The 23,569-nt window shown below is 34.5% G+C and carries 31 protein-coding genes; 6 read left to right on the top strand and 25 right to left on the bottom strand.

Annotation, left to right across the window (positions count from 1 at the left end; all coding sequences use genetic code 11):
* Window positions 1-70: 70 nt before the first annotated feature.
* From HMPREF1639_RS07120 to HMPREF1639_RS09115, 25 genes are all read right to left on the bottom strand, one after another.
* Window positions 71-475 (bottom strand): HNH endonuclease, encoded by a 405-nt coding sequence (locus HMPREF1639_RS07120; RefSeq protein ID WP_052045461.1) that lies wholly within the window; start codon window positions 473-475, stop codon window positions 71-73.
* 180 nt (window positions 476-655) lie between these two features.
* A complete protein-coding gene (locus tag HMPREF1639_RS08990) occupies window positions 656-1,099 on the bottom strand; it encodes a hypothetical protein (protein ID WP_052045460.1) in 444 nt (147 codons plus the stop codon).
* A gap of 401 nt (window positions 1,100-1,500) precedes the next feature.
* Window positions 1,501-1,986 (bottom strand): anaerobic ribonucleoside-triphosphate reductase activating protein, encoded by a 486-nt coding sequence (gene nrdG / locus HMPREF1639_RS07110; RefSeq protein WP_036764888.1) that lies wholly within the window; start codon window positions 1,984-1,986, stop codon window positions 1,501-1,503.
* A gap of 2 nt (window positions 1,987-1,988) precedes the next feature.
* Window positions 1,989-2,267: a hypothetical protein gene (locus HMPREF1639_RS07105; RefSeq protein WP_036764886.1), complete on the bottom strand. Its 279-nt coding sequence runs from the start codon at window positions 2,265-2,267 to the stop codon at window positions 1,989-1,991.
* Window positions 2,268-2,283: 16 nt separating this feature from the next.
* A complete protein-coding gene (gene nrdD / locus HMPREF1639_RS07100) occupies window positions 2,284-4,467 on the bottom strand; it encodes an anaerobic ribonucleoside-triphosphate reductase (RefSeq protein WP_036764884.1) in 2,184 nt (727 codons plus the stop codon).
* Window positions 4,468-4,474: 7 nt separating this feature from the next.
* A complete protein-coding gene (locus HMPREF1639_RS07095) occupies window positions 4,475-4,783 on the bottom strand; it encodes a hypothetical protein (protein ID WP_036764882.1) in 309 nt (102 codons plus the stop codon).
* A gap of 1 nt (window position 4,784) precedes the next feature.
* The gene (locus HMPREF1639_RS07090; RefSeq protein WP_036764880.1) at window positions 4,785-5,012 is read right to left on the bottom strand and encodes a hypothetical protein; all 228 of its coding nucleotides are present in this window, start codon (window positions 5,010-5,012) and stop codon (window positions 4,785-4,787) included.
* A gap of 11 nt (window positions 5,013-5,023) precedes the next feature.
* A complete protein-coding gene (locus tag HMPREF1639_RS07085) occupies window positions 5,024-5,521 on the bottom strand; it encodes a hypothetical protein (protein ID WP_036764877.1) in 498 nt (165 codons plus the stop codon).
* 15 nt (window positions 5,522-5,536) lie between these two features.
* On the bottom strand, window positions 5,537-7,429 hold the full coding sequence (locus HMPREF1639_RS07080; RefSeq protein WP_156955966.1) for a DNA primase family protein: 1,893 nt from the start codon (window positions 7,427-7,429) through the stop codon (window positions 5,537-5,539).
* A gap of 26 nt (window positions 7,430-7,455) precedes the next feature.
* Window positions 7,456-7,695, bottom strand: coding sequence for a DUF3310 domain-containing protein (locus tag HMPREF1639_RS07075; RefSeq protein ID WP_084572486.1), 240 nt, complete (start codon window positions 7,693-7,695; stop codon window positions 7,456-7,458).
* Window positions 7,686-7,889 carry a hypothetical protein gene (locus tag HMPREF1639_RS07070; RefSeq protein ID WP_036764869.1) on the bottom strand — a complete coding sequence of 68 codons (204 nt, stop codon included), beginning with the start codon at window positions 7,887-7,889 and terminating at the stop codon, window positions 7,686-7,688. The genes HMPREF1639_RS07075 and HMPREF1639_RS07070 overlap by 10 nt, the downstream gene beginning before the upstream one ends.
* A gap of 12 nt (window positions 7,890-7,901) precedes the next feature.
* A complete protein-coding gene (locus tag HMPREF1639_RS07065) occupies window positions 7,902-8,429 on the bottom strand; it encodes an HD domain-containing protein (protein WP_036764866.1) in 528 nt (175 codons plus the stop codon).
* The gene (locus tag HMPREF1639_RS07060) at window positions 8,413-8,712 is read right to left on the bottom strand and encodes a hypothetical protein (protein ID WP_036764863.1); all 300 of its coding nucleotides are present in this window, start codon (window positions 8,710-8,712) and stop codon (window positions 8,413-8,415) included. The genes HMPREF1639_RS07065 and HMPREF1639_RS07060 overlap by 17 nt, the downstream gene beginning before the upstream one ends.
* A gap of 3 nt (window positions 8,713-8,715) precedes the next feature.
* Complete coding sequence (locus HMPREF1639_RS07055) at window positions 8,716-9,198, bottom strand: hypothetical protein (protein WP_036764861.1); 483 nt, start codon at window positions 9,196-9,198, stop codon at window positions 8,716-8,718.
* 17 nt (window positions 9,199-9,215) lie between these two features.
* Complete coding sequence (locus tag HMPREF1639_RS07050; RefSeq protein WP_036764858.1) at window positions 9,216-9,656, bottom strand: hypothetical protein; 441 nt, start codon at window positions 9,654-9,656, stop codon at window positions 9,216-9,218.
* A 17-nt stretch (window positions 9,657-9,673) separates the two neighbouring features.
* A complete protein-coding gene (locus tag HMPREF1639_RS07045; protein ID WP_036764856.1) occupies window positions 9,674-10,147 on the bottom strand; it encodes a hypothetical protein in 474 nt (157 codons plus the stop codon).
* 9 nt (window positions 10,148-10,156) lie between these two features.
* Complete coding sequence (locus HMPREF1639_RS07040; protein WP_036764854.1) at window positions 10,157-11,197, bottom strand: YqaJ viral recombinase family protein; 1,041 nt, start codon at window positions 11,195-11,197, stop codon at window positions 10,157-10,159.
* A 17-nt stretch (window positions 11,198-11,214) separates the two neighbouring features.
* Complete coding sequence (locus tag HMPREF1639_RS07035) at window positions 11,215-11,493, bottom strand: hypothetical protein (protein ID WP_036764852.1); 279 nt, start codon at window positions 11,491-11,493, stop codon at window positions 11,215-11,217.
* Between the two features lie 45 nt (window positions 11,494-11,538).
* Window positions 11,539-14,175, bottom strand: a complete 2,637-nt coding sequence (locus tag HMPREF1639_RS07030) for an ERF family protein (RefSeq protein ID WP_052045459.1) — start codon at window positions 14,173-14,175, stop codon at window positions 11,539-11,541.
* Window positions 14,172-14,345, bottom strand: a complete 174-nt coding sequence (locus HMPREF1639_RS09285) for a hypothetical protein (protein ID WP_156955965.1) — start codon at window positions 14,343-14,345, stop codon at window positions 14,172-14,174. The genes HMPREF1639_RS07030 and HMPREF1639_RS09285 overlap by 4 nt, the downstream gene beginning before the upstream one ends.
* A 100-nt stretch (window positions 14,346-14,445) precedes the next feature.
* A complete protein-coding gene (locus tag HMPREF1639_RS07025; RefSeq protein ID WP_036764850.1) occupies window positions 14,446-15,819 on the bottom strand; it encodes a DEAD/DEAH box helicase in 1,374 nt (457 codons plus the stop codon).
* Window positions 15,809-16,183, bottom strand: coding sequence for a hypothetical protein (locus tag HMPREF1639_RS07020; RefSeq protein ID WP_036764848.1), 375 nt, complete (start codon window positions 16,181-16,183; stop codon window positions 15,809-15,811). Before HMPREF1639_RS07020 ends, HMPREF1639_RS07025 begins: the two co-directional genes overlap by 11 nt.
* A 124-nt stretch (window positions 16,184-16,307) precedes the next feature.
* Window positions 16,308-16,595: a hypothetical protein gene (locus HMPREF1639_RS07015; RefSeq protein ID WP_036764846.1), complete on the bottom strand. Its 288-nt coding sequence runs from the start codon at window positions 16,593-16,595 to the stop codon at window positions 16,308-16,310.
* A 10-nt stretch (window positions 16,596-16,605) separates the two neighbouring features.
* Entirely contained in the window at window positions 16,606-16,839 is a 234-nt protein-coding gene (locus HMPREF1639_RS07010) for a hypothetical protein (RefSeq protein WP_036764843.1), read from the bottom strand.
* 25 nt (window positions 16,840-16,864) lie between these two features.
* The gene (locus HMPREF1639_RS09115) at window positions 16,865-17,035 is read right to left on the bottom strand and encodes a helix-turn-helix domain-containing protein (RefSeq protein ID WP_198021075.1); all 171 of its coding nucleotides are present in this window, start codon (window positions 17,033-17,035) and stop codon (window positions 16,865-16,867) included.
* Window positions 17,036-17,289: 254 nt separating this feature from the next.
* Between HMPREF1639_RS09115 and HMPREF1639_RS07000 the strand changes: the two genes are divergently transcribed.
* The 6 genes from HMPREF1639_RS07000 (at window position 17,290) to nox (ending at window position 23,401) form a co-directional block, all read left to right on the top strand.
* Window positions 17,290-17,589, top strand: a complete 300-nt coding sequence (locus HMPREF1639_RS07000; RefSeq protein WP_036764837.1) for a helix-turn-helix domain-containing protein — start codon at window positions 17,290-17,292, stop codon at window positions 17,587-17,589.
* A gap of 9 nt (window positions 17,590-17,598) precedes the next feature.
* Window positions 17,599-18,201, top strand: coding sequence for an ImmA/IrrE family metallo-endopeptidase (locus tag HMPREF1639_RS06995; protein ID WP_036764835.1), 603 nt, complete (start codon window positions 17,599-17,601; stop codon window positions 18,199-18,201).
* Window positions 18,202-18,237: 36 nt separating this feature from the next.
* Complete coding sequence (locus HMPREF1639_RS06990; protein ID WP_052045458.1) at window positions 18,238-19,236, top strand: thermonuclease family protein; 999 nt, start codon at window positions 18,238-18,240, stop codon at window positions 19,234-19,236.
* A gap of 8 nt (window positions 19,237-19,244) precedes the next feature.
* Window positions 19,245-19,631 carry a helix-turn-helix domain-containing protein gene (locus tag HMPREF1639_RS08985; protein WP_052045457.1) on the top strand — a complete coding sequence of 129 codons (387 nt, stop codon included), beginning with the start codon at window positions 19,245-19,247 and terminating at the stop codon, window positions 19,629-19,631.
* A gap of 771 nt (window positions 19,632-20,402) precedes the next feature.
* Window positions 20,403-21,494, top strand: a complete 1,092-nt coding sequence (locus HMPREF1639_RS06980; protein WP_036764832.1) for a tyrosine-type recombinase/integrase — start codon at window positions 20,403-20,405, stop codon at window positions 21,492-21,494.
* 569 nt (window positions 21,495-22,063) lie between these two features.
* Entirely contained in the window at window positions 22,064-23,401 is a 1,338-nt protein-coding gene (gene nox, locus HMPREF1639_RS06975; RefSeq protein ID WP_036764829.1) for a H2O-forming NADH oxidase, read from the top strand.
* Window positions 23,402-23,569 lie beyond the last annotated feature (168 nt).

Below are 23,569 nucleotides of genomic sequence, written 5' to 3'. Positions count from 1 at the left end.
CTCTAAAATCGATTTAAAGGTATCTGTAAGATGTTTTAATCTCTTTCTTGATACTTTTATACCTAAACAACTAAAACGCCTTAGAATGGCTTTTACGGGCTTTAAATCTACCATGCCTATCATTGTGACAAGACTTGCATAGTAATTCAAGATTGTCATAGTCTAGTCGTCTGTTCCATCCATCATCAGTCTGGATTGCTTTAACGTGATGTACTTCACTTGCAACTTGACCGCAGCTTTCGCACCTAAAACCTTTAGCTTGTGCATATGCTTGAGATAAGGTACGCCAGTCTCTAGAATTATAAAACTTAGTATACTTAGGGTCTCTGTTCTTATTGTATTTCTTGTTGCTTCGCTTGATTGACTCCTGCCGTCTTTTCTCTCGTTCCTCTTCTACTACCACCCTACACCCCTGGCAATAGGTCCCCCCGTATTGAATCAGGACCCCACACCTAGGGCAAGACTTTAGTAACATACTACCACCTCACACGATATCACCCCTCATATTCAACTAACAGCAAAAAGACCTAAGCATGTGCCTAGGTCTAATTGTATTAGTCTGTCTGGTTAGGTGATGTATTATGGATAACCGACTTCAATTATCCACGATACCAGTATAAGCTATAAAATTAAAATAGTTAATGTTATCTTACTGTTATTTTAATGTTTTGTTACTGTCATAATTTAACAACTCATTAATAGCACTTGAATATAATTTATATGTGTGTCTAACACCATACCCCATAATATCGGCTATATCTTCCATATCCATACAGTCTATGAAATATGCTTCCAGTATCTCGCAATATCTAGGGTCATCTACATTATCTACCTCGTTTATTATTTCACACTTTATACACTCACCTTTTTTATTTAGCTTTTCAATTCTTTTTTCCAAGTCCAACTTATCAGCAAGTAAATCTTCTGTGGTTATAAAATTTCCTTTGGGCATATCTGAGTAAGTAGGACTTTTTGGATTTTTTAATCTAGAGTCTAAAACATATAATTTATTTTTTAGTCGCAAAACACAAGCAATATTTTTTCGATACCTTTTCAAAAATATTTTCTTGCGTTTAATTCGACTTTGTAAATCATCCACGGTATCCACCCCCTATTTTTACAAAATACAAATTTCATCAAAAATCATCAATCATAACAAAATAACAAAAAAAATCGCAACTCTTATATATATTTATATTTTCTTATATTTTTTATATATATTATATATATTTATTAAATATATATAGAAGTTAGTAATATTTTTGTTATTATGTTATATTAAGTAAAAGAATATAGTATTTTCAATACTTTTAGGATTTCAAGCTATAACAAAAACCATAACAAAAACTATAACAAAAACTTTTTTGAGGGTCACTTTTTGTTATGACCGTTTTAATATAAATAGTTTTTATATTCAATTTAACAGAAACTTTTTGTTATTTTAACAAAAACTTTTACCCTGTTTTTGTTATGTTTTTGTGAGTTTTTGTTATGAAAATCTCACCATAATTTAACCTCATTTTCCATTTTTGACCTTTTTACATCTACTATTTTTTGATTTTTTGACCCTCTAAATTGTAGTGATATATCCTTTTCAGACTCGATAAATTTACCATCTACGACGACGTCAACATAGTCAAATAATTCTAGATTTTGAAAATCTTCGTATAGATATCCTGTATATATCCATATATTTTTACTATCATTTATAGTCTTAATTGTCCTACAAATTGACGTCACCGTCGGTAAATTTTCAGGCTCTAACGGGTCACCACCTAGTATAGTTAACCCTGATATGTAGGGCTTATCTAATGCTAAAAGTAGGTCAGTTAGGGTTGATATTGTGAACTTTTTACCGAAATTAAAGTCCCATGACTCCCGATTAAAACACCCCTCGCATTTATTTCTACACCCTGATACGAACAAACTTACTCTTACTCCAGGGCCATTGGCTATATCGGTGTAATTAATCTTGCCGTAATTCATGTCTACGCCTCTTCTAGTGGACCGAATAACTCTGCGTATTTATCGTAATTATGCTCTAGTAATATGTTCTTAACCGTATCTTCACTAACTACATTTGTAATAGTCTTATCAGGTAGTACTTTTAAAGTAAAGTAATTACCTTTCTTAGTCTTGTATAAATAGACGTCGCAAGCTGTAAATCTAGCACTAAATAAGAAAACATCTAAGTCACGTGTTTTATATCTTAAAATAACCTCAGACGTCTCAGTATCGTACATCTTACCATCCATAACATATTTCATATTTACCACCCCCCTATTATAAGTGTAAAACTCGGTCGTTTATTTCTTGAGTACGACCTTGATTCCAAAAATTAGATCCTATGTATCCACAAGTACGACGCGTAACGGTCATATGCTCCTGGTCGGTATTACCACAACTAGGGCACTGCCACGTAAGCTTACCATGACTATTATTTACTATTTTAATCTCACCCTCAAAATTACAAACGTGGCAATAATCAAACTTGGTATTTATCTCTGCGTACATTATAGTATTGTAGATATGCTTGATTACCTCTAACACGGCGTCTAAGTTATTTACCATATTAGGCACTTCTACATAGCTAATTGCACCACCTGGGCTAAGTGGTTGGAAGTGTGACTCTAAGGATAACTTACTAAATGCGTCAATTTCTTCTCTTACATTCACGTGGTAGGAATTAGTAATATAATTCTTATCTGTTATACCAGGTATTATCCCGTGACGCTTCTGTAGTGCCTTAGCAAACTTATAAGTAGTTGACTCTAGAGGTGTACCATATAAGCTAAAATCTATATTAGTCTCTTCTTTCCACTTATTAGTATACTTATTAAGTATCTCCATTAACTCTAGTGCAAATGGTAATCCTACTTTTGACTCGGTATGACTCTCACCCGTCATATATTTTACACACTCGTATAGTCCAGCATATCCTAATGATATAGTAGAATACCCACCATATAAAAGCGGGTCTATGACCTCACCCTTATTTAGTCTTGCTATTGCTCCGTATTGCCACAATATCGGGGCTACGTCAGATGGTGTACCTTTTAATCTATTGTGTCTGGCCATTAGGGCCTTGTAACAAATAGCCAGTCTCTCATCTAATAACTTATAAAATACATTAAGTTGACCCTTAGACGATATGGCCACATCTACTAAATTAATAGTAACGACGCCCTGGTTAAATCTTCCGTAATACTTATGGCCAGGCTTGTAATTATTAGCTCTTGCTATATTATCAGTAGTCCTATCAGGCGTTAAAAATGACCTACAACCCATACAAGTATACACGTCACCTTTTAACTCTCGCATGACCTTAGCTGATATATAATCAGGTACCATTCTCTTGGCGGTACACTCGGCCGATAATTTAGTTAAGTAGTAATATTCGCTGTTAGGGTGGACGTTGTTTTCATCTAGGCAATATATAAGCTTAGGAAACGCCGGGGCTACCCACTGACCAACTTCATTTTTAACACCTTTTATACGCTGTCTTAATACTTCCTCTATGATACTAGCTAAATCGTCCCTTACGCGTCCTTGTGGGGCCTCGTTGATATTCATGTAGACTGTAACAAACGGGGCCTGTCCGTTGGTAGTCATTAAAGTTACAACCTGATATTGAATAGTCTGTACCCCTCTTTTAATATCTTCTTTTACCAGCTTTTCTATAAATTCGTACCACTCTTGATTACTCATAGTAGGCTTGATATTGCTAAATGTAGAGATATACTTTTCTCTAGTCGCTTGTACAAACGGTGCAAGGTGGGCCAAACTTATACTCTGTCCCCCGTATTGGCCACTTGCCACCTGGGCGATTATCTGCGTCGCTATGTTACACGCCGTTGAAAAACAGTGAGGACGCTCTATCATAGTGCCAGATATAACTGTCCCGTTTTGTAGCATATCTTCTAAATTAACAAGGCAACAATTGTATGCGTGCTGTGCAAAATAGTCCATATCATGAAAATGGATTAGCCCCTGGTCGTGGGCGTCTATAATTTCCTTACTCAAAAACTTACGTCTAGATAAGTCTTTACTGATGGCCCCTGCCATATAATCACGCTGAGTAGATATAATAGTAGGATTCTTATTGCTATTCTCCTGCTTTATATCTTCGTTCTCGCACTCTATAAGGGTCAATATTTCATCATCTATAGAATTGCTGGCCCTTATCTTCTCACGATCGTAACGGTAGCGTACGTAAGCCCTAGATAACTCGTACGTACTAAATTGCATAAGTATTTCTTCAACTATATCCTGAATATCTTCTACCTGAATAGCATTGTTCTTACCTAATTTATTACACTTATCAAGTATAATATCCACCAGTCCACCTATATAGGCGTCACTTAATTTATTGTCACTAGGTAGGGTTGAGTTGGCTTTTGATATAGCTTCGTTAATTTTAGCTACATCAAACTCTACTTCCTTACCGTTTCTTTTAATTACTAACATTTTTTACCTACTTTCTTTTATACATATCGTTTATTTCTATTTGCTGATAAACATCTTTTGATACGCTATACCTAAGATAGTCCCCGTGATTATCTTCTACCACTATATAGTAGGCTTCGTCAAATCTCTCACCATCTTTTATCTTTTCTGGAACGTGTTCTTTCTCAATGACTCTTCCTACATATAGCCTGTCTTGTTCTTTCTGGATTGTTTTTCCTACACTAAATCCGGTTATAAATATCATCCATGCAACTATAATTAATATCACAATACAATATATCTTCTTGGGCAACTTCCTGTAATCTAAATAACTCATTTTACTCTTCCCCACTTTCAAATTCATCTATCCTACAAACTCGCTTATCACATTCTCTGCAAAATATATATTTGCTTCTCAATTCGTATGTCGCACCTTCGTGTATATCAGCATTGAAAACAGGGTTACCTTCTTTATCCATGCAAAATTCAAACTCTCCTTTGTACTTTTCTTTAGTGTAAAAGAGATCTTCATTACCACAGTGTTTACACTTTAACGTTTTTTTCACACTCTTACCTCCTACTTAACTCCAAACCAGTGTTTTTTAAGTCTGTACTCCCCAATTTCATCAATTACTTTCTGTGCTATTTCTTTGTTTTCAAAGACTGGAGCACCTGAATTGTTAAATTGTGCTGCACATACAAGTATCCTGTTATTTTCGGTATCGTACACAACTATATAATTGAATTCACCACTTTTAAAAGACCTGCTATACTTCTTTAGGATAGCCTCTACCCTACGTCTTTCAAGTTCAAATTCTGCTTCCTCTTTAGTCAGAAAGGCATTCCCTATATCTCTAGCCGATTCATCATAATCAGTATAAAAGACCACTTGTTCTATGTCTCCATCACTATACAGATGATAATAATCTTCACCATCTTCTTTTTTTAAGTCCCAAATGCTTTTTACTTGCCCCTGGTTAGCTTCTTTTATCATCTGCTTTACTTCTTTGTTTAACTCTTTCTTAAACTCTTCTGTTCTCTCAATTACGTATTTTTCAATATCTGCTATTAACATTTTTATATCTCCTTATCATAGTTTTTCCATAAAATATCTTTTACCATTAGCTTTTTGTAATGGTTGCTCGTCAAAATCGTACCTATCAATAATCTCTCTGTAAAATGCTTTTTTACCTGTAATATTACTATTCTTGATACCTGATAATTTACACCAGTCAACAAACTCACTGTATAGCACATCTTTAGGTTTTTCTAATACTTCTGTCTCACTTAACTCCTGGTCATCTAAGTAAGTCAAAACAGTTGAATTGTCTATTTTATACTTATCAAGTACTATCTTAACCTTACGTGGCTCTGTAAATTTACCACGTGTGATTAGTCGTCTAGCCCCTCTAATGGCTAAATTGAGTAAATAACTTAGGGCCTCGTCTGTTGTAATCTTCTCTCCTATTAGTGGGTCGTAGTCCTCATCATCAGTAGTAAATTTAGCGTCAAATGGTATCATTATCCATCTTCTGTAAAACCCGTCTGACTTATCAAATGACCTAGGAATATTATTACAACTATATATATGAGTTGCGTATGGCTCGATTGTATAGGGTCTTTCCCCCTTACGTTCAACCATTATTGAATTACCTGAAAACAGCTTTTTAAGTGTACCAGTATCTTTGATGGTAACATTGTCGATATCATCCCCTATGTTGGCCAATCTGTTCTCAAGTTCTGCCGTATTAAATCTATCTGTCACTTTTTCCAGGGCTATAGCTGAATAATTTCTATTACCTAGAAAAGTCTTAATTAGATCAAGTATCGTACTTTTACCATTTGACCCACCCCCATAGAATAAAAAGGCTTTTTGATATTTACTATGCTTAAGTAGGGTAGCCCCTAACATTTCCTGAAATAGATTTATTACTTCTCTATCTGCTAGGAACACCCTATTTAACATCTTATCTAAGTCGGCACAATAAGCAGTTGCGTCATATGTTACAGGTAACTGTGAGAAGTCAATTATTGACTTATCAAATGGTAGACACTCATTAGTTTTGAGGTTGAACCTGGTATTTTTTACATTTATAATGTAAGGATTTAACTTTAAATTTCTAGTATTAACACGTTCCATGTCGTTGATATATGATACTACTTCGTTACGCTGATTATTCTTAATAGCGTACACCTTATTACGTATGTACTTACCTAAGGTCTCACAAGGCACGTAACACCCGCTTTTATACTCATGAATAGTATTGTTATAGTTGATTAAGCTATGCTCTTCTATAAGCTCCTCGGCTATTTCCACATGATTGAAATTAGCTTTCTTAATCTGTGCCTGAATTTCGTCATCTGGCTTAAATGCTTCATCCCTACATATACTTGCTATCTCTGACTCGCTAAGAGGGTCCTCGAATATATAATCGTTTATAATCGGTATAGTCTCTCTTATCTCATCTCTAGTAAAGCCCTTAGCCTGTAGGTATACAATGTAGTCAAATAATTCTTGATTACGACCTGACCCGTCGCCCATGCCTTTGAAATTAAACTTATTAGCTGGTGTGCTGATGGCACTTAACCACTTAGGGACTTCCTGGATATCTTTCATTTTAACCTGTCTTATCCATTCTCTTGGCTCTCCGTCTTGTTTAATTTTAACGTACGCGTTACGCCCCCCACTTTTACGGTCACAATATAACCCTATAGCCAATCTCTGCTTGATGAAATTCTTAGGCTCTTTCTCAGACGCTTTAAACCAACAATGAATACCCCTAGTAGTTTTCATTACCTTAGTTTTAAGGTCCAGGGCGTCTACTATTTTTAACATTAACTCGGCGTCGCTAGTAGTATCAAAATCAAGTACTATATAACCTTTAGGGACAACCACAGCCACGTTATCAAACGCCATGGCCTCGTCTTTAGTGTATGTACCCTCACCGTTTTTAAAACCGTGTGTAGGCGTCTTATTGTTCAATATGATATATTGCACTTGGCCACCCCCTATTTACTCTTGCTGACTTCTAAATCTATCATCTTATCTATGTAAGTCTTAACTTTCCTTAAATCTTTTAACCTATCCTCACCAGGTTTTTTACCGGCTCTTTTTAAATATTTCAAAATTGAACCCGCGTAAAAATCTAACTGCCAATCGTCTATTACGTCAAATGGTGATATCTTACTGTCGTTATAATAATTAGGTCTAATACTGTCTATCTTCTTATCCATTGTATTTATCTCCATATCTTACCGGTCTTTTTATCTTTTACGGTAATACGCCCCTCGACGTGAAAGTCTGCTAACTCACACATACAAAAAATTGCAGTTAACAACTTCTTAAATCTCTCCTCAGCTTTTCGGTCTTTTTCGACTTTCTTAATAGCTTCATATGCCGTCAAGTCTTTACACCCTGAGGCGTTTAACTTATTTTTATCCACCTGTTATACCCCCTAGATACCTATTATCTTACTGGCTATCATGTCGGCCGTATGAGTGAATAACACATTAGGGTATTTCTCTATGGCTCTACCATAATATTCCCACATCTTAGTATCTCTCTCATAGGCTCCCATATGCCACCTAATACACGCTATTTCTTCGTCCGTCAATCTCAAATGGTGCTGCACCATGATTATTGACTTGTCCCCGTGTCCTGGGATAATTAAATCATCCTTATATGTATATCTGCTATTTTCATAATCCCACTCGTATAGGTCGCATTTACAAATGTCATGATACATTCCGATAATATGAGGACTCTCAGGTCTTTCCCATGTCAAATCTAACTTGTCAGTTAACTCAAGTAATATTTCTGTTACTTTCAAGCTATGGTCAAATAACCCACCTGTATAATCACCATGATATTTAGTGCTAGCAGGGGCACTAAAAAAGCCCATATCTATTAATAATTGTCTGTCAATTCTTGTATGAATTGGCATTATTTCTATGTATTTTAATAGTCTATCTTTTATATCCATTTCTTAATCTCTCCACTATCTCTATAAATTCACCTATTGTATAAGGTGAAAAATGTAAGCCTTTTGACTTCTCTATCCTACGCTTATGAATTACTTGGTCATCTTGCAAGTCATTCTTGCCTACTTTTAACTCAAACGCTACGAACTTGCCATTTATACAAGTTACCAGGTCGGGCTTACCCTTTCCAGTAAACCCGTCCCCGAACTGATTTATATAATATATTTTGTTTTCTTTTAAGTAGGCGATTGCTTTATCTTGTAACTTCTTCTCAGGCTTTCCCATATTTTACAACTCGTCTAACTCGTCAAGGTCGTCTAAGTCGTCAAGGTCATTGTCGTCCTCGTCTACTGGGTCTACCTTACCCTTAGTACTATTGAACCCACTAGCTGACGTGTAATCTTTTAGTCTTACTGCTGTAGCCTCTTGACCTGCTTTTTCGCCACTTGTACGCGTGTACTTTTCATGATTAACAGTAGCCTGGATATAGCACCCTACAATATCTTGTGTATCTATTTCTTCTACCTGGAAATTGTTAAGGCACACTCTGGCAAAGTATGACCATGCTTTTAACGCCCCCTCGTTAATATCCCCGTTGGCCTTAGTAAAGCTAAAATTTTCAAAATGCTTTTCGCCACTTGACGTCTGTAAAGTAACTTTTAACTTGCCGTAATCGTCATACTTAGACTCGTCTACTTCCATAATCTTGAATATTGTTGTTCCCTCAGGAATTATAGTAAATGTGTTTTCTGCTAATTTCATTTTTGCCATTGCAATCTACCCCCTAATTAATACTTTAATAATGTTTCACTTATAAACCCGATTATTTTATTTCCTACACGGTCCGTTACCAATATGAACTTTTCAACATTATCTTCTGATGTTTCAATTTCCAAATAGACCAATCTATCGTCCTTTTCAATTAGTCCAAAATTTTCATTGCGTATACCTATCTCATCCTCTAAGTCAGTTTTAAATACTCTTACTATTTCAGCTGGTTTAGAATCTGCATAAGGTAATGACGCTCTGAATAAACTTAACTCGTCATCTTCAATATCTGCTTTTAATATAGCCTTAATTAAGTCGTTAGGCTCTTTCACATCTCCAAATGGTTTTACTCCCTCAGGCACAAGCATACCTACACCATTGCATATCAACCAGGCTTCATCACCATTACTAACTATCTTTCCATGTACACCAACTCTTTTTACAAATTTTTCAAACTTCATAATTTACCTCTTTTCTTTTATTTATCATTTATTTTAATTGGACAAATCACACCTAATAAAATCTCTTGCGACTCATCCCATATTGTTATAGGTGTTGTATTTTTCTCATGGACCATTACCACATAATTACTACCGAATAACTTTAACTTACTTTCATCTACATAAGTAGAATACTCACCATCAACGGCTTTATATTCTAATATCACTACTTCTTTTGTCCCTACTTTTGATTTTCTGATGTTATCCGTCTGCTCGGCTACATGATAGTTATCTTTTTTCTTAAATCTATCTATTCCTATATAACCAGGTTTTAATATCATTGGCTCTTTTAACTTGAATAAGTCGTATAATACTTTAGAATTAGGGACAATCAGCAAATAATTAGGCTCAGGTATTACAATATAATCACCCTCATAATCACCTATTAGTAGTTGACTATTCTTTTTGAAATGTTCTTTTACAATTAACTCGTTTATTTTCTTGTACTCCATGTTAACCCCCTATTCTATACTAGCCGTCTTTAGCGTATACACTTCTGATGTTTTCTTATACTTGTCGTACACGTCCGGCAATTCTTTTTTTAACTTAGACTGGTCTAGAGAAGTCCTATTTGACTTGGCTAGTGTCCATGTGTACTTTTTAGAGGATATCTCTACCTTAGTGTCACCCTCTCTAAATTGACCAGTCATAGACTGCTTAACTATCCCTTGTATCTCTTTAAGTCTATCTTTTTTGTCCTTGATTTTAGCTTCTGCCTTATCTATTGACGCTATCAACTTATCTGCCTCAGTCATTAGTTTTTGGATATCTTCGTCTTTGGCCTCTGTTACATTCTTCCTTAACTCTTTTAGAATGTCAGCGTCTTTCTTCTCGTCAAACTCAGGAGATATTCCAGTTAATACATGGTTATCCCAAAACTTTAACGCTGGCTCAATGTAAGACTCTTTAAATGTTGGATATTCTTCGGATAAACTAAACTCAACTACTACAGTATTATCAATGGTAGGAACAAACTTTTCAGGACTAGTATAGTCAGTATCTGTCAAAAATGAACAAGTCATAACCACGTTATCAAACCCTAGTAGGTAGGCGTATAGGCACGCCTGTAGCTTGTAGTATATCGGTGGCTCTACTTGGCCGTCCACGCCTTTCCAATCCTCAACTCTCTTAGTAGTCTTAACTTCGACTACAAAATCATCACCGATAAAATCCCACATTCCCCCCAGTGCCTTGGTATCATGGAAGAAATCCCCCCATGTTTTCTTAAAATAATCAGGCCCATATACATCTGTAGGACTCTTAATATCCATAAAGTACCTATCCTTTAAATAGTCGCTTATCTTAGGCTCTATCGTCTTACCAGCTATAGTATATATAGTATCTTCAAACGGCTCTTCGTACGTCCTAGTCATCTCACACCACGCCTTAAAAGGTGTTGACCAGTTGTTAAATCCTAGTATTGAAGCGAACCTAGTAGCCGTTAATTTCTTCGGCCTTTTAGGCGGGTTAACCTTAATTGTATTATTTTCTAAAAATTTCATTACATCACCTCTTTTAACTACTGGACCACCTTAGCCCTAAAATTCTTTTTCTTATTCTTACCTTGCTTATTAGCTGGCTTAATTGGTCTATCTTCCTTAATTAAAGCAGTTGATATTGTGACTACCTCTGTGCCTCTAAAACTCATGATCTCACCGTTGCTACTGTCAGTTACTAAATTCCAATCACCATATCTATCGACCGTATTATCTTCATTTAATTTATTAACACTGTAAGGTGTTTCTGTCCTAAAAACTAAGGTCTTACCGTTTTTAAATGTTATAACGTTCAAATACATCTTTTACCCCTTTCTTTAGCGTTATGACGCTAACTTAAAATAAAATTATTCTGCTACCTTTTCTCCTATTTCGATTAACAAGGCGTCCGCCTCTGACTTAGTTAACCCCTGCTTTACTTTCTTAACAGTAGCACTAATGTACTTGGAATATTTCTTCTCCAGGTCATCATCAAATACCACATTGTCTTTATCCATATACTTGGCTCTTAGTTTTTTAAGTCCATTTGTAATGGCTGTTTTTTGAGTCTTGGTAAAATCTCCGTCCTGGTCTGTCAATTCCTCTTTTACTTCTTCTCTCTCCTCGTTGGTAGCTGGTCTATTAGATTTCTTAGTACCGCTCTTAGCTGGCTTACCGTCCTCGTCTACCGGCTTACCTGTAGTCTCTTCTATACCGTCACTTTCGATAATATCTAGTGCTAGTACATATAGATATCTTCTTATATAAGTCTGAACGGCCCCTACTTTTTGAATAGGGTTTTTTATCATTGACTCATCAGGTGCCAACTGGCTACTGAATACTACCACTTCGTCGGTATTGTCGGTATTAAATATCTGTAGTACAGCTTCGCTATCTGTAAAGGATATAATATCCGATAAGCCTAAGTCTTTAAATATTTTTTGCTTAATCGGTATTATTTCTTCTAGGGTAAAATACTTATACTCTGCGTACCTATTAATTCCTGTCTTTTTAATACCTGCATTTAAAAACTGCTCTCTTGCCACTAGCAATTTTTCAAATACGTTTTTTGATGTCGCCTTTGCTGTTGCCATAATTACTATCTCCTTTTCTATTTTATCTAGTTTATTTTTGACTTTTCGGTCAATATTGATATATTTATCTATACGACTATTAGCCATATTGATATAATATTCTAGGTCTAACTTATCTACAGTCAGCTTATTAGTGTTATCTATATAAGCGTGAGTCGGACACTCTGAAATTATTTCTTCTTGCCACTTAGGGGGGTCTACTGGGACCTCATCCATTTTGCCAGTCTCTTTATTTTTCTTTCGCTTAAACTTTACTAATTTACCTTTTACTATCTGCCCGTATGTAGGGTCAGTTACTGCATATACTCTATTTACTTTTTGAACTTCGTACTTTTCACCGTTGATATAGTGATATGTCCCGTCGAATGTACCGCCTGTTTTCACTATCTGTTGAAATTTTAGTATATCCTTACAGTTACTTATAGTATCTCTTGGCGGTATACCGTTAACTAAATAATCAACTATGGCCTTGTGAACTATGGATAGTGAGTTTGTTTTAAAATTACCACCTTTATATAGTGATACGTAACCACCTTTCGTTTTGATTGACCCGTCGGCTTTTATACCTATATAGTTATTGACGTCTTTCTGGATAACCTTGCTAAAATCGTCTCTCTCCATTTCAAACTTAGTGACCTTACACCATTCATTTACTATCTGCTCTGACAACTCAACTTCTCTACGGGCGATACTGAACATAATACCGTCGGTATTAATATTTATAAAGTCTATAGTCTCGCACGCCCTGGCTAGCCTTACAATAAGCATTGTCATAGCTAATTGGTTGCTTATACACACTGACCTACCCGCCCACCTGTCGGCTAAGTCGTTATACATATTAAGCATTGCTCCGTATACAGTGTTAACTACCAACTTTAAGGCGTTAGCTTGTTTTTTATTTCCTTGTCTTTTATATTCAAGTCGCCTTTTTACTAATGACTCGTACGCCTTAGCGTCTGCCATTGACCTAGAACAGTAGCCAAAATTAATCATTGAACTAGGGTATAGACTTGCTACATCCTGATTAATTATTACTCGCTCCTCATCCTCTTCAACAATTACACACGGCTTAGCACCATGTACCCCACCCCATGCGTACGTCACGGGACAAGTCCCGTATGATGTTGTAAACTTTATATCTAAGGTCATTCCCTTTGCCCCAGGTGACCCGAATAATTTAGCGTCGGGTATTGATTTATCGTGTATCAAATTGAAGAAATTAAGTACCTCTTGTGGTATGTCGTTTACGTCGATATTATCAGGAATTATATACTCTCTCTCGTCTGTACGTTTAACTAACTTAGCCCCTAGTACCTTAGCCGATAACTTGGCGTTAGTTAGTCCTACTGCTTCTTGAGGACTTAGACCGTACATCTCTCCTACTAATATCTTAGCGTCGATATAATCTTCTAGACGCTCATTATAAAGCTTTATAGTACTATCTACGTCATATTTACAGTATTTGATTACTTCTTCTAACTCTCCAGGCGTTAGCTTTCTATCGATATTAAAATTTACTGAGGATTCTATTATAGGTAGCCCTAAATTACCCTCGATAGATTTTAAGGATATTCCTATATCTGCTATATCGTCTCTGAGGTCAAAGGTTGAAACCGGTAACTTCTTATATGATACAAATGGAAATTCCCAGGCGTTATTGCCGTTTATAATATAGTCGTTGTGCCTTTTAACTTCGATATTAGATCCGCCTAAATACATAGTAAGTAATATCCAATTGTCGTAATGCTTGTTGTTAAACCCACCTAGTATTATGTCTGGTTGGCTCAAGAAGCTTCTAAGATGGTGATTGTCGTTATGTATTACTATATGGTCGCTATTTTCTTCGGGACGCCTAAATACTACTATCCAGTCGTCGACAAATACTTCTATGTCATATATGTAAATATTCATTCCTCGTCCACCTCTACTTTATATATAATAGGATTGTTAACCTCACCTCTTAAATGTTTCTGCACACAACTATATGATAGACTTAATTTATTTACCAATTCTTTTCTTGACTCACAAATCATAACTGGTAATTGATATTTATCGCTTGTCACAACCATAAATAATGTCATACAATATCATCCTCGTTATCTTCCATGTCGTCTTGACACACTTCGCATATATCTGCTGTATGTCTATCACTCATTAGACACCCACACATTATACATTCTTTCATGATTTACCACCCCCGTATTCTCTTCTATAACTTTCCATGTATTCGTTAAATAACTCCTCTGTAAAATCTGCATACTGGGACACTGTCCTATATATATCAACTTCAAGCGTACCTTTGGTTAACAAATGAATGTAACTACATTTCTGAGTCTGCCCTGTCCTATGTATCCTATCTCTTGACTGCTCTAGTGATATTGTCCTGATGGTAGGTTCGTAATATATGATGGTATCACTGGCAAAAAGGTCTATCCCGGCTGAGGCCGTCTCATATTGACAAACTATAATTTTAATAGATTCATCATTTTGGAACTTACGCCATATCTGCTTGTCTTTTTGCTCACCATTAAGTGTTACATATTTGAGTTTTAACTTGTCTAACAACTCCCCTATTTTGTGGATAGAATAGGTAAATTGTGCGAATATAACTAACTTTTTTTCATCCGGAAAACTTTCCAAAATCTCTTGTAGTATATTTAACTTCTCGCAAGGTACTTCCACTATTGATTTATCTTCTAAGGTAACAAAGCCACTTGCCAACTGTCGTAATTTTAGTCGCCTTGATAGTGGGTTTTCTGCCAGTAAATCATACTCTAGTAAAGCTGATTTAAGGGCCATTCTCTTATACTTATCTTTGGCTTTTAAGTCTACTTTTATTATCTCGTCTGGTAACTTATCAGGTAAGTCTTGACAATCTATTTTCTTAACTCTAAAACTATACTCGTCGATTATCTCTTGTAATTCGTTAACATGAATATATGAACTAGGTCTAAAATATTTGTTAAGTATTGCGTACCTTTTGATAAACTCACTATATGACCCTTTGTGCTTTACACCTGGCTCGTACTCGTCCATTTTATCTTTGAAAATGTTACTGTATACATTACCTCTATCCATGTAGCAGTCTAAAAAACAGAACTGCGACCAGATATCCTCTAAGTGTCCATTAGATATTGGCGTACCTGTTAGGATATATTTATACTTTGCTCTACTAGCTAGTTTGAGTAGGAACTTAGACCGCTTAGACGCCCTATTCTTTATAAAGTGGGCCTCGTCTAATATGATACAGTCATAAGTATTATCGTACGTCTTACCACGCCACACCTTATCGTAATTAATAAGTGTAATATGCTTTTGTAGTAACTTACTATCGGTGGTGTTAAACAATTCTATATCACGCTCCCACGCTCCTAAGGCTGACTTAGGACCTACTACAAGGACTGTCTTAACTTCCTTAGATTTAATTAAGTCTCTTATCCTAAATAGCGACGGTAGGGTCTTACCTGTCCCCTGTTCCATAAATAAAGCGAAACCGTTTTGCACCCTGGTATATGACAATGCTATTTCCTGGTGGGCGTATAACTTAATCGTCATCCACTTCACCCTTGAATAATTCTATCAAAATAGCATTGGTGTACTCTTTAAGTAGTCGAACAAGTGAACTATCCTTATTGCGTTCGGCGTCCTTGTCCTCTAGCTTGCTTATTTCACGAATGATATTATCGGTTAAGCTTATAAATTCATCTCGTGTAATCGTGATAGACTCCTTACTATCTAAGACGTGAAATTCTACTATCGACGCTAAGTTAACTTTAGTTAGTCCCTCTTTGCTCTTGATAATAATAGTAGTCTGTTTTTTTCCATTGTTTATAAAACCATATATATTAAATATTTCACCCTCGATAATACTTCCATACGTTGTTTCAATATGCACTATTTGTCCTTCTACTAATGTCATCACATCACCCCCTATTTAACTAACCAGGCTAAGCCCATTTTTACATATTCCCACACTATCAAAATAGCGTAATAAGTAGCACCATTGATATTACTAATTGTCTTATTCATCTGTTTTACTCCTCTTAAATATAGTCTTGATACTCCACGGCCGAAAATGGTGGGACACTCTTTCTTGCCACTTCGTCTTGTAATCTCATACCATAATGTAGATAATAGGCGTACGCCTTTCTACTCATTAGCTTTAGACTTCCATACTCGGCCGTGCATTGAATTGGTATTTTATCATCTCTCTGGGCCTCTTCCCAGGCTTGATTAAATATCTCCTCTGCCCTAGTCCTACCGATTGAAAAGTAATCGGGGACGCTGGACTTTTTTATCATGTCCGGTAAAATTATAGTATTTCGTTTCATCTTACTCACCTTATTCATGGTCTGTGATAATAATGTCGTCATGTTTAATTAGTAATTTTACTGTTCCGTCTTTCACATGCTCATCTAGTTGAGTATCATTTAATTTAATTCTCCCAAATGTAGTTAGATTTAATAAGTATACTATTTTGTCCCCTGGAATAACCATATATTCATTGAGGTAGTTTTTATAACTAACTATATCTCCGATTTCGACGGTCCCGTTTTTACGTGCGATAACTTTCATAAATACATCTCCTTTTCTAATTTAACTAATTGATTTTTAAGATATTCATTATTCTTTCTCGATAATGGTCGGCCTTACGATTGCCGTTAACAATGTCTGATAAATACGCTTGTGATATTCCAAGTTCTTCAGATAACTGTTTCATAGATTTATTTTGTTCCAGCAAAGCCGTTCTCACTTTAATCTTAAAGTCCACTGTTCTCACCCCCCCTTTTTTTATAATGTGTAAATTTTCTTAGAACATTATTGACTTATAATGTATAATATGCTAATATATAAGCACACAAATAAATAACAAAACTTTTGGCGAAGTTATGAATGATTTATTTTTTTATTGATATAATTAGCGTTTTTTTGTGCTTTCTTTTTAGCTTATGAACTAAGTATAATGGATAAAACGCTAATTGTCAATAGCAAATTAGCTAATTTTTTAAAAAGGAGGTATTACATTTGAATCTATTAGAAAGAGTTCAACATTTAGCTACTCTCAAAGGTTTATCTGTTGCTGAAATTGAAAGAAAAGCAAATCTCGGAAATGGTACAATTCGACGATGGGAAAATTCAATTCCATCAGCTGACAAACTATATAGAGTATCAAAGGTTTTAGGCGTATCGATAGAATATCTTTTATCGGGTGAAGAACCTATCGAAAACGAAAAAAGCAAACTAATAGCTAGAAAAGCTTCTTCTTTATCTGCTGAACAGCTAGATGCAGTATTAAACATGATTGACGTATTTAAAAGTAAATAGGAGGTGTCAATGGTCTATAATTACGATGAATATTTAAAAATTCCAAAGTACCCAAGGTATGGTTTTGTTTATTATGTTTTGGGGGACTTCATAGACGATACTATTAATTACCCAGTTGATTTAAGAGATATATGTGATAAAAATAATTGGAAATTAATTCCTTATACATCATTCGATTGGAAATTATACAGCATTTCCAGTGACGGGTTTTCATTTGTAAATAATGGGGAAGTTTGTATTTTTTACAACGAATCGCAAATGACTGAAAGAATCAATTTTACAATCGCTCACGAGATAGGTCATATCGTATTAGGTCATCTTTTTACGAACGACGTATTATCTCATAATAAATTGGTTAAGAATAATGTGTTAGAAATAGAAGCAAATGTATTTGCTAGAAATCTACTATCACCTGCACCATTGATAGTAAATTTAAAACAACTTCCAAGTCCAAAGAAGTTCGCAAAGAAATTTAATGTTAGTGAACAATTTATGAATATTAGATATCAGTATCTAGATCTTGATTACAAGTCAGTAAAATACAGTGACCGTGTTGTGGAAAAATTTAAACATTATACTAATGAAATAAATTTAATAAGTGTACATATGTAAAATTATGATGTTCATTTGAAAGGAGTGAGTACTATTATGTTTGTATTTTTATCGTTTGTATTTTTTATATCTTTCATTTCTTTAATTGTTTTTGGTGTTTTGACTATAAAGAATAGGAAGAACGATAAGAAAAAGAAGTATTCGAAAAATTGTAAAATTCTTATTGGTGTTATTATACTGTCGTTCATCGGATGCGGAGTTTTCGCATCTGAAAGCACAACTAAAAACAGTAGTAAACCTGTAGAAGTAAAAACAAAAAAAGATGAATCTAAAAAAATTAATACTAGAAAAGATGAACCTAAGAAGGTAGAACATGAGAAGAAGGTAGAACCTAAGAAAGAAATTAAGAAAGTAGAACCAACAACAAATAACACCTTTGACGAAGCCAAAGTAATTAGAGTTGTTGACGGTGATACTATCCACGTATTATTTAATGGTCAAAAATATAAAATCAGAATGATAGGTGTAGATACTCCCGAGACTGTTCACCCTAATAAACCAGTTGAATACTACGGTAAAGAAGCTAGTAACTTTACTAAGAAGTCGCTAAGTAATAAAACTGTTTACTTGCAAAAAGACGTATCTGAAACAGACAAGTACGGTAGACTACTTCGCTATATATGGCTTTCTAGGCCATCATCTAATGAGCCTAGCGAGGAAGAGATAATTAATAATATGTACAATGCTATCTTAGTGAAAGAAGGCTACGCACAAGCTTATACTTACCAGCCTGATAGTAAATATAGTAATCTATTTACTCGTCTACAACGTGATGCAAGGGAACATAATACAGGATTGTGGGCTAATGAAAACATAGAACCAAAACAATCTACACAACCAGCTAAAACTGAATCCAGTAGGCGTGAATATACTGCTGATACAACAGAAAATGGAAAAATAAAAGGCAATAGAAACTCGATGAAATATCATGTTCCAGGTGGGAGGTCCTACAACAAAATAAGCGAGAACAACGTAGTATACTTTGATACAGAACAAGAAGCGATAGATGCTGGTTATATACGTGCTGAAAGGTAGGTGATAATATGACTATTGAAAACCAACTGCGTGAGCTTATAATACTAAAATATGGCTCGCTTAGAGAATTTACTTTTAACATTGGCCTACCTTATTCCACCTTATCCACGATTTTGAAAAATGGAATTATGACGGCCAATATATCCAATGTGGTTAAAATATGTAATGCACTAAGTATTAAAATCGATGAACTTGTAGAGGGTCGATTAGTGGAAAATATACCAGGTGAAAGGTTACTAGATGTTGAAAAAATATTTAATCAGACTAAGATAAATATACAATATCCAAATGTTAAAATTAACGGTCAAAAATTAGATAAAAACACCCAAAAAATACTTATTTTCTCAATCGATTTAACATATCAATTAGCCTTAAAAATGTACCAAAATACTTAGTTTATCCAAATATCATGTAATGTACTTAGGGACTCTTAAGAATAATGCTATTTTGATTAAAAATATGAGTAGTATTTACGAATAATAAAAACAACTCAACTTAAAATCATTCGGCAATTACGACAAATATACTTGTCAAAATAAGTTGTTTTTAAGGGTCGTTTTAAACTAAAACAAAAATAACAAAAACTATAACAAAAACCAATCTCTAACAAAAACTGAAAAAAATAAAAATATATTTTTTACTTTTTTTCTGTTCATCAGGTCAATTTTTATAACAAAAACTACCCTCAAAATATGAGTTTTTGTTAAGATTTACCCTGTTTTTGTTATGTTTTTGTTATACCTGATTTTTTACAAGCATTGGAAATACTATATTATTTTACTATTTATAACATAATAACAAAAATATTACTTATTTCTATAGAAATATATAAATATATATAATATATAAGAAAAAATATATATAAAAATAAATATATATAAGAGTTGGAAAAGTTTTTGTTATTTTGTTATGTTCAACTTTTTGAATATAGTATCTCTGTTGTTCTCATTGAGAATGGATAATTCAAAACTACACCCAACTTCACACGTAAATTATTATTTTGGATATGTAGGGAACTAAATATATAGCAATAGCGATAAAATCGATTTAAAAGGGTCTATAAGGCGTTTTATAGTTATTCTTGATTACTTTTATCAAGTAGTAGCGTAAAAACGCTAATAACGGCGTACATCACGTCAAAACGACATAGAGAGGAGTTATAAATTATGAATATCGAAAAATTAAAAAATGGTAAATATAAATATCGTGAAAAATACAAAGACCCACTTACTGACAAGTGGAAGTCTGTAACGGTTACTTATGAAAAAAATAATCGTCATATAGAAAAGCTGGCCCAGAAAGAATTAAATAGCAAAATAGACAATATTTTAAATAAGAGATATTCTCCCACTACTCAATTAACCTTTAGCCAGTTAGCTGATTTATACTTAACATCTGCTAAAGAGTATTTAAAAATTGACTCTACCTATCTCGTCAGATGTAAATTAGTTGGTAAGGTGGTAAGATTAATTGGAGAAAATACACTAGTAAGCAATTTAACACCAACATACATTAACTGTCGTATGGAAAATGATAGCAATAAAACAACAATTAAAATAATACTTAGATGGGCCTATGAGAATGAGTTAATTGAAAAGGATTTAGCTAGATTTATTAAGCGTGATGTTAAGAAACGTAAGACCCTAGACGAAATTATAAGCGACCAGGACAATAAGGACTACTACGAACGTGAGGAGTTGACAGGAATATTTAACACTTTGTCGAATAACAAGGACTTTAACAGTCAAATGCTGAGATTAATATTAGAAACCCAAACCCTACTAGGTAAGCGTTGGAGTGAAATAACAGCCTTATCAGATGATGATATCGACGACGACAGGCAGATAGTCCATATTTATAAGCGTTCGTTTAACGGGTCTATAAATACCCCGAAAACTGAAAAAACAATTGACGACTTAGGTATAAATCGTCGGGTAATTCAAATTAAAAAAGAAGCCCAGTTTTTAAAAAGAATTTATGGTGTGAGTAGCGATTTTCTATTTTGTAATCAAAATGGTAACCCCTACTTACTTCCAACAGCTAGATATATTTTGAGTAAGAATAACTTTAGCCCTAAGACCCACCTATTTAGGAAAACTTGTGCTTCGCTACTGGCTGAACAAGGTGTGCCACTTAACTATATACAAGCTCGACTAGGCCATCAGGACGACAAGACGACCCTTAATATATACATCAAGGTAACAAGTAAAATGAAACAACAAGAACAAGATTACTTTAAGACCCTAGATATTTTATAGTTTGTCCCTCGCTTGTCCCTTGAAGCAAAATACAGCGTATCTAAAGCATATAATAACATTTAGTCTTAAAAGTTTTAGATACGCCATTTCAATGTTTATAAGGGGTGTATTTAATATGCATGGTGTTTATGATATTTTTCATTAGAATTTTTTAAAAATTCTTAATAATTGTATAGGTGATTTATTCGATAAACATAGGGGAGACTCAATTAATAGTTATGCAAGACATTTTTCTAATCTCTACAAATCCACAAGGACTTCCCTATAAATCTATTAAAGTCTATCACATAAAACAAATATAACAAAAAAATCACAAAAATCATATTTTTTCTCAAAAAAAATAATTTCTACATCCCTTTAATTTCAAGGCTTTAAACCCTATCAATGCATATCTACCAAAAAAAATATAAATTTTTTTCAAAAAATGTGTTTATGAAAACAGTTCGCAGGGTAAATCTATAACGTGATAAAAATTTGACGTCAATAAAGATAAAATTCAAATTAAATTATGGTAACCCACAGTATCCTTATAAGTAGGATACTAGTTCACAAACATTATGGAGGTAATTATGAGTAAGATTATAGTAGTAGGAGCAAATCACGCTGGTACAGCGACAATTAGAACAATTTTAAGTAACTACCCAGAACATGAATTGGTAGTATATGACAGGAACAATAACATTTCTTTCCTAGGTTGTGGTATGGCACTTTGGATAGGTAAGCAGATTTCTAAGCCAGATGGTTTATTCTATGCTGATAAGGCTCAGTTAGAAGCTATGGGTGCTACAGTACACATGGAAGCTGATGTACATGATATCGACTTTGATGCTAAGAAGGTATTTGTTAGATTAAAAGACGGTACAGAAATAGAAGATACATATGACAAGATCATATTAGCTACAGGTTCTCTTCCAATTATACCAAATATACCTGGTAAGGATTTAGAAAACGTACAGCAGGTTAAATTATACCAGAACGCTGAAGAAGTTATAAAGAAACTAAAAAATCCTGAAATCAAGGACATAGTTGTTGTTGGTGCTGGTTATATAGGTGTTGAATTAGCAGAAGCATTTGAAAGATTAGGAAAGACTGTAACAATGGTTGATATCGCTGATACTTGTCTACCATCTTACTATGACGAACCATTTACTAGCTTGATGAGAGAAAATCTTGCTAGCCATAACATAAATCTTGAATTCGGCCAGGCAGTTCAGGAAATTAAGGGAACTGACGGAAGAGTTTCTTCAGTAGTAACTGACAAGAAGGAAATAAAGGCTGATATGGTTATCCTATCAATAGGATTCAGACCAAACAACGCTCTAGGTAAGGATAAATTGGAATTATTCAGAAACGGTTCATACCTAGTTAACAAGAAGCAGGAAACAAGTATGAAGGACGTTTACGCTATAGGTGACTGTGCTACTGTATTCGATAATACAATAGACAACACTAACTATATAGCTCTTGCTACAAATGCTGTTAGAAGTGGTATCGTAGGTGCTCACAATGCTGCTGGTACTGAAATCGAATCAATTGGTGTTCAGGGATCAAATGGTATTTGTATATATAACCTAAAGATGGTTTCTACAGGTATAACTGTTGCTAAGGCTGAAAAGCTTGGTATCGAAGTTGAATACACTGACTTTGAAGATACTCAGAAGCCAGGATTTATCGAAACAACTAATCCAGATGTTAAGATAAGAATAGTATATGACAAGAATACAAGAGTGGTTCTAGGTGCTCAGATGGCATCTGAATACGATATGTCAATGGGTATCCATATGTTCTCATTAGCTATCCAGGAGAAGGTAACTATAGATAGACTTGCTCTATTAGATATATTCTTCCTACCTCACTTCAACCAGCCATATAACTACATTACAATGGCAGCTTTAGGCGCTAAATAATAGATATATCAACACTTCCAGCTAGGGTAATACCCTAGCTGGCAATGTTTTGGCAATGTTTTTATTTTTTTCTTTTATTTTTATGGTTCTTTCTCAACTAGCGTTGATGAATAAAATGGTTCTTTGTCAACTAGCGTTGATGAATAAAATCCGAAATTTATGCGACAG

The organism is Peptostreptococcus sp. MV1 (genome assembly GCF_000758885.1).
GTDB lineage: Bacteria > Bacillota > Clostridia > Peptostreptococcales > Peptostreptococcaceae > Peptostreptococcus.
The sequence above is the reverse complement of the archived record's forward strand: the minus strand, read 5'-3'. Positions and strand labels throughout refer to the sequence as shown.

Bases quoted from the DNA above. Each gene is read 5' to 3' on its own strand.
- HMPREF1639_RS07030 (WP_052045459.1), bottom strand. From the start codon at position 14,175: ATGAATATTTACATATATGACATAGAAGTATTTGTCGACGACTGGATA.
- HMPREF1639_RS07045 (WP_036764856.1), bottom strand. From the start codon at position 10,147: ATGGAGTACAAGAAAATAAACGAGTTAATTGTAAAAGAACATTTCAAA.
- HMPREF1639_RS07105 (WP_036764886.1), bottom strand. From the start codon at position 2,267: ATGAAATATGTTATGGATGGTAAGATGTACGATACTGAGACGTCTGAG.
- HMPREF1639_RS07060 (WP_036764863.1), bottom strand. From the start codon at position 8,712: ATGGGAAAGCCTGAGAAGAAGTTACAAGATAAAGCAATCGCCTACTTA.
- HMPREF1639_RS06980 (WP_036764832.1), top strand. From the start codon at position 20,403: ATGAATATCGAAAAATTAAAAAATGGTAAATATAAATATCGTGAAAAA.
- HMPREF1639_RS07040 (WP_036764854.1), bottom strand. From the start codon at position 11,197: ATGAAATTTTTAGAAAATAATACAATTAAGGTTAACCCGCCTAAAAGG.
- HMPREF1639_RS07020 (WP_036764848.1), bottom strand. From the start codon at position 16,183: ATGACATTAGTAGAAGGACAAATAGTGCATATTGAAACAACGTATGGA.
- HMPREF1639_RS07025 (WP_036764850.1), bottom strand. From the start codon at position 15,819: ATGACGATTAAGTTATACGCCCACCAGGAAATAGCATTGTCATATACC.
- HMPREF1639_RS08985 (WP_052045457.1), top strand. From the start codon at position 19,245: ATGACTATTGAAAACCAACTGCGTGAGCTTATAATACTAAAATATGGC.
- HMPREF1639_RS06995 (WP_036764835.1), top strand. From the start codon at position 17,599: ATGGTCTATAATTACGATGAATATTTAAAAATTCCAAAGTACCCAAGG.
- HMPREF1639_RS07095 (WP_036764882.1), bottom strand. From the start codon at position 4,783: ATGAGTTATTTAGATTACAGGAAGTTGCCCAAGAAGATATATTGTATT.
- nox (WP_036764829.1), top strand. From the start codon at position 22,064: ATGAGTAAGATTATAGTAGTAGGAGCAAATCACGCTGGTACAGCGACA.
- HMPREF1639_RS07120 (WP_052045461.1), bottom strand. From the start codon at position 475: ATGTTACTAAAGTCTTGCCCTAGGTGTGGGGTCCTGATTCAATACGGG.
- HMPREF1639_RS07085 (WP_036764877.1), bottom strand. From the start codon at position 5,521: ATGTTAATAGCAGATATTGAAAAATACGTAATTGAGAGAACAGAAGAG.
- HMPREF1639_RS07050 (WP_036764858.1), bottom strand. From the start codon at position 9,656: ATGAAGTTTGAAAAATTTGTAAAAAGAGTTGGTGTACATGGAAAGATA.
- nrdG (WP_036764888.1), bottom strand. From the start codon at position 1,986: ATGAATTACGGCAAGATTAATTACACCGATATAGCCAATGGCCCTGGA.
- HMPREF1639_RS07035 (WP_036764852.1), bottom strand. From the start codon at position 11,493: ATGTATTTGAACGTTATAACATTTAAAAACGGTAAGACCTTAGTTTTT.
- HMPREF1639_RS06990 (WP_052045458.1), top strand. From the start codon at position 18,238: ATGTTTGTATTTTTATCGTTTGTATTTTTTATATCTTTCATTTCTTTA.
- HMPREF1639_RS07015 (WP_036764846.1), bottom strand. From the start codon at position 16,595: ATGAAACGAAATACTATAATTTTACCGGACATGATAAAAAAGTCCAGC.
- HMPREF1639_RS07010 (WP_036764843.1), bottom strand. From the start codon at position 16,839: ATGAAAGTTATCGCACGTAAAAACGGGACCGTCGAAATCGGAGATATA.
- HMPREF1639_RS07065 (WP_036764866.1), bottom strand. From the start codon at position 8,429: ATGGATATAAAAGATAGACTATTAAAATACATAGAAATAATGCCAATT.
- nrdD (WP_036764884.1), bottom strand. From the start codon at position 4,467: ATGTTAGTAATTAAAAGAAACGGTAAGGAAGTAGAGTTTGATGTAGCT.
- HMPREF1639_RS09285 (WP_156955965.1), bottom strand. From the start codon at position 14,345: ATGACATTATTTATGGTTGTGACAAGCGATAAATATCAATTACCAGTT.
- HMPREF1639_RS07075 (WP_084572486.1), bottom strand. From the start codon at position 7,695: ATGGAGATAAATACAATGGATAAGAAGATAGACAGTATTAGACCTAAT.
- HMPREF1639_RS07055 (WP_036764861.1), bottom strand. From the start codon at position 9,198: ATGGCAAAAATGAAATTAGCAGAAAACACATTTACTATAATTCCTGAG.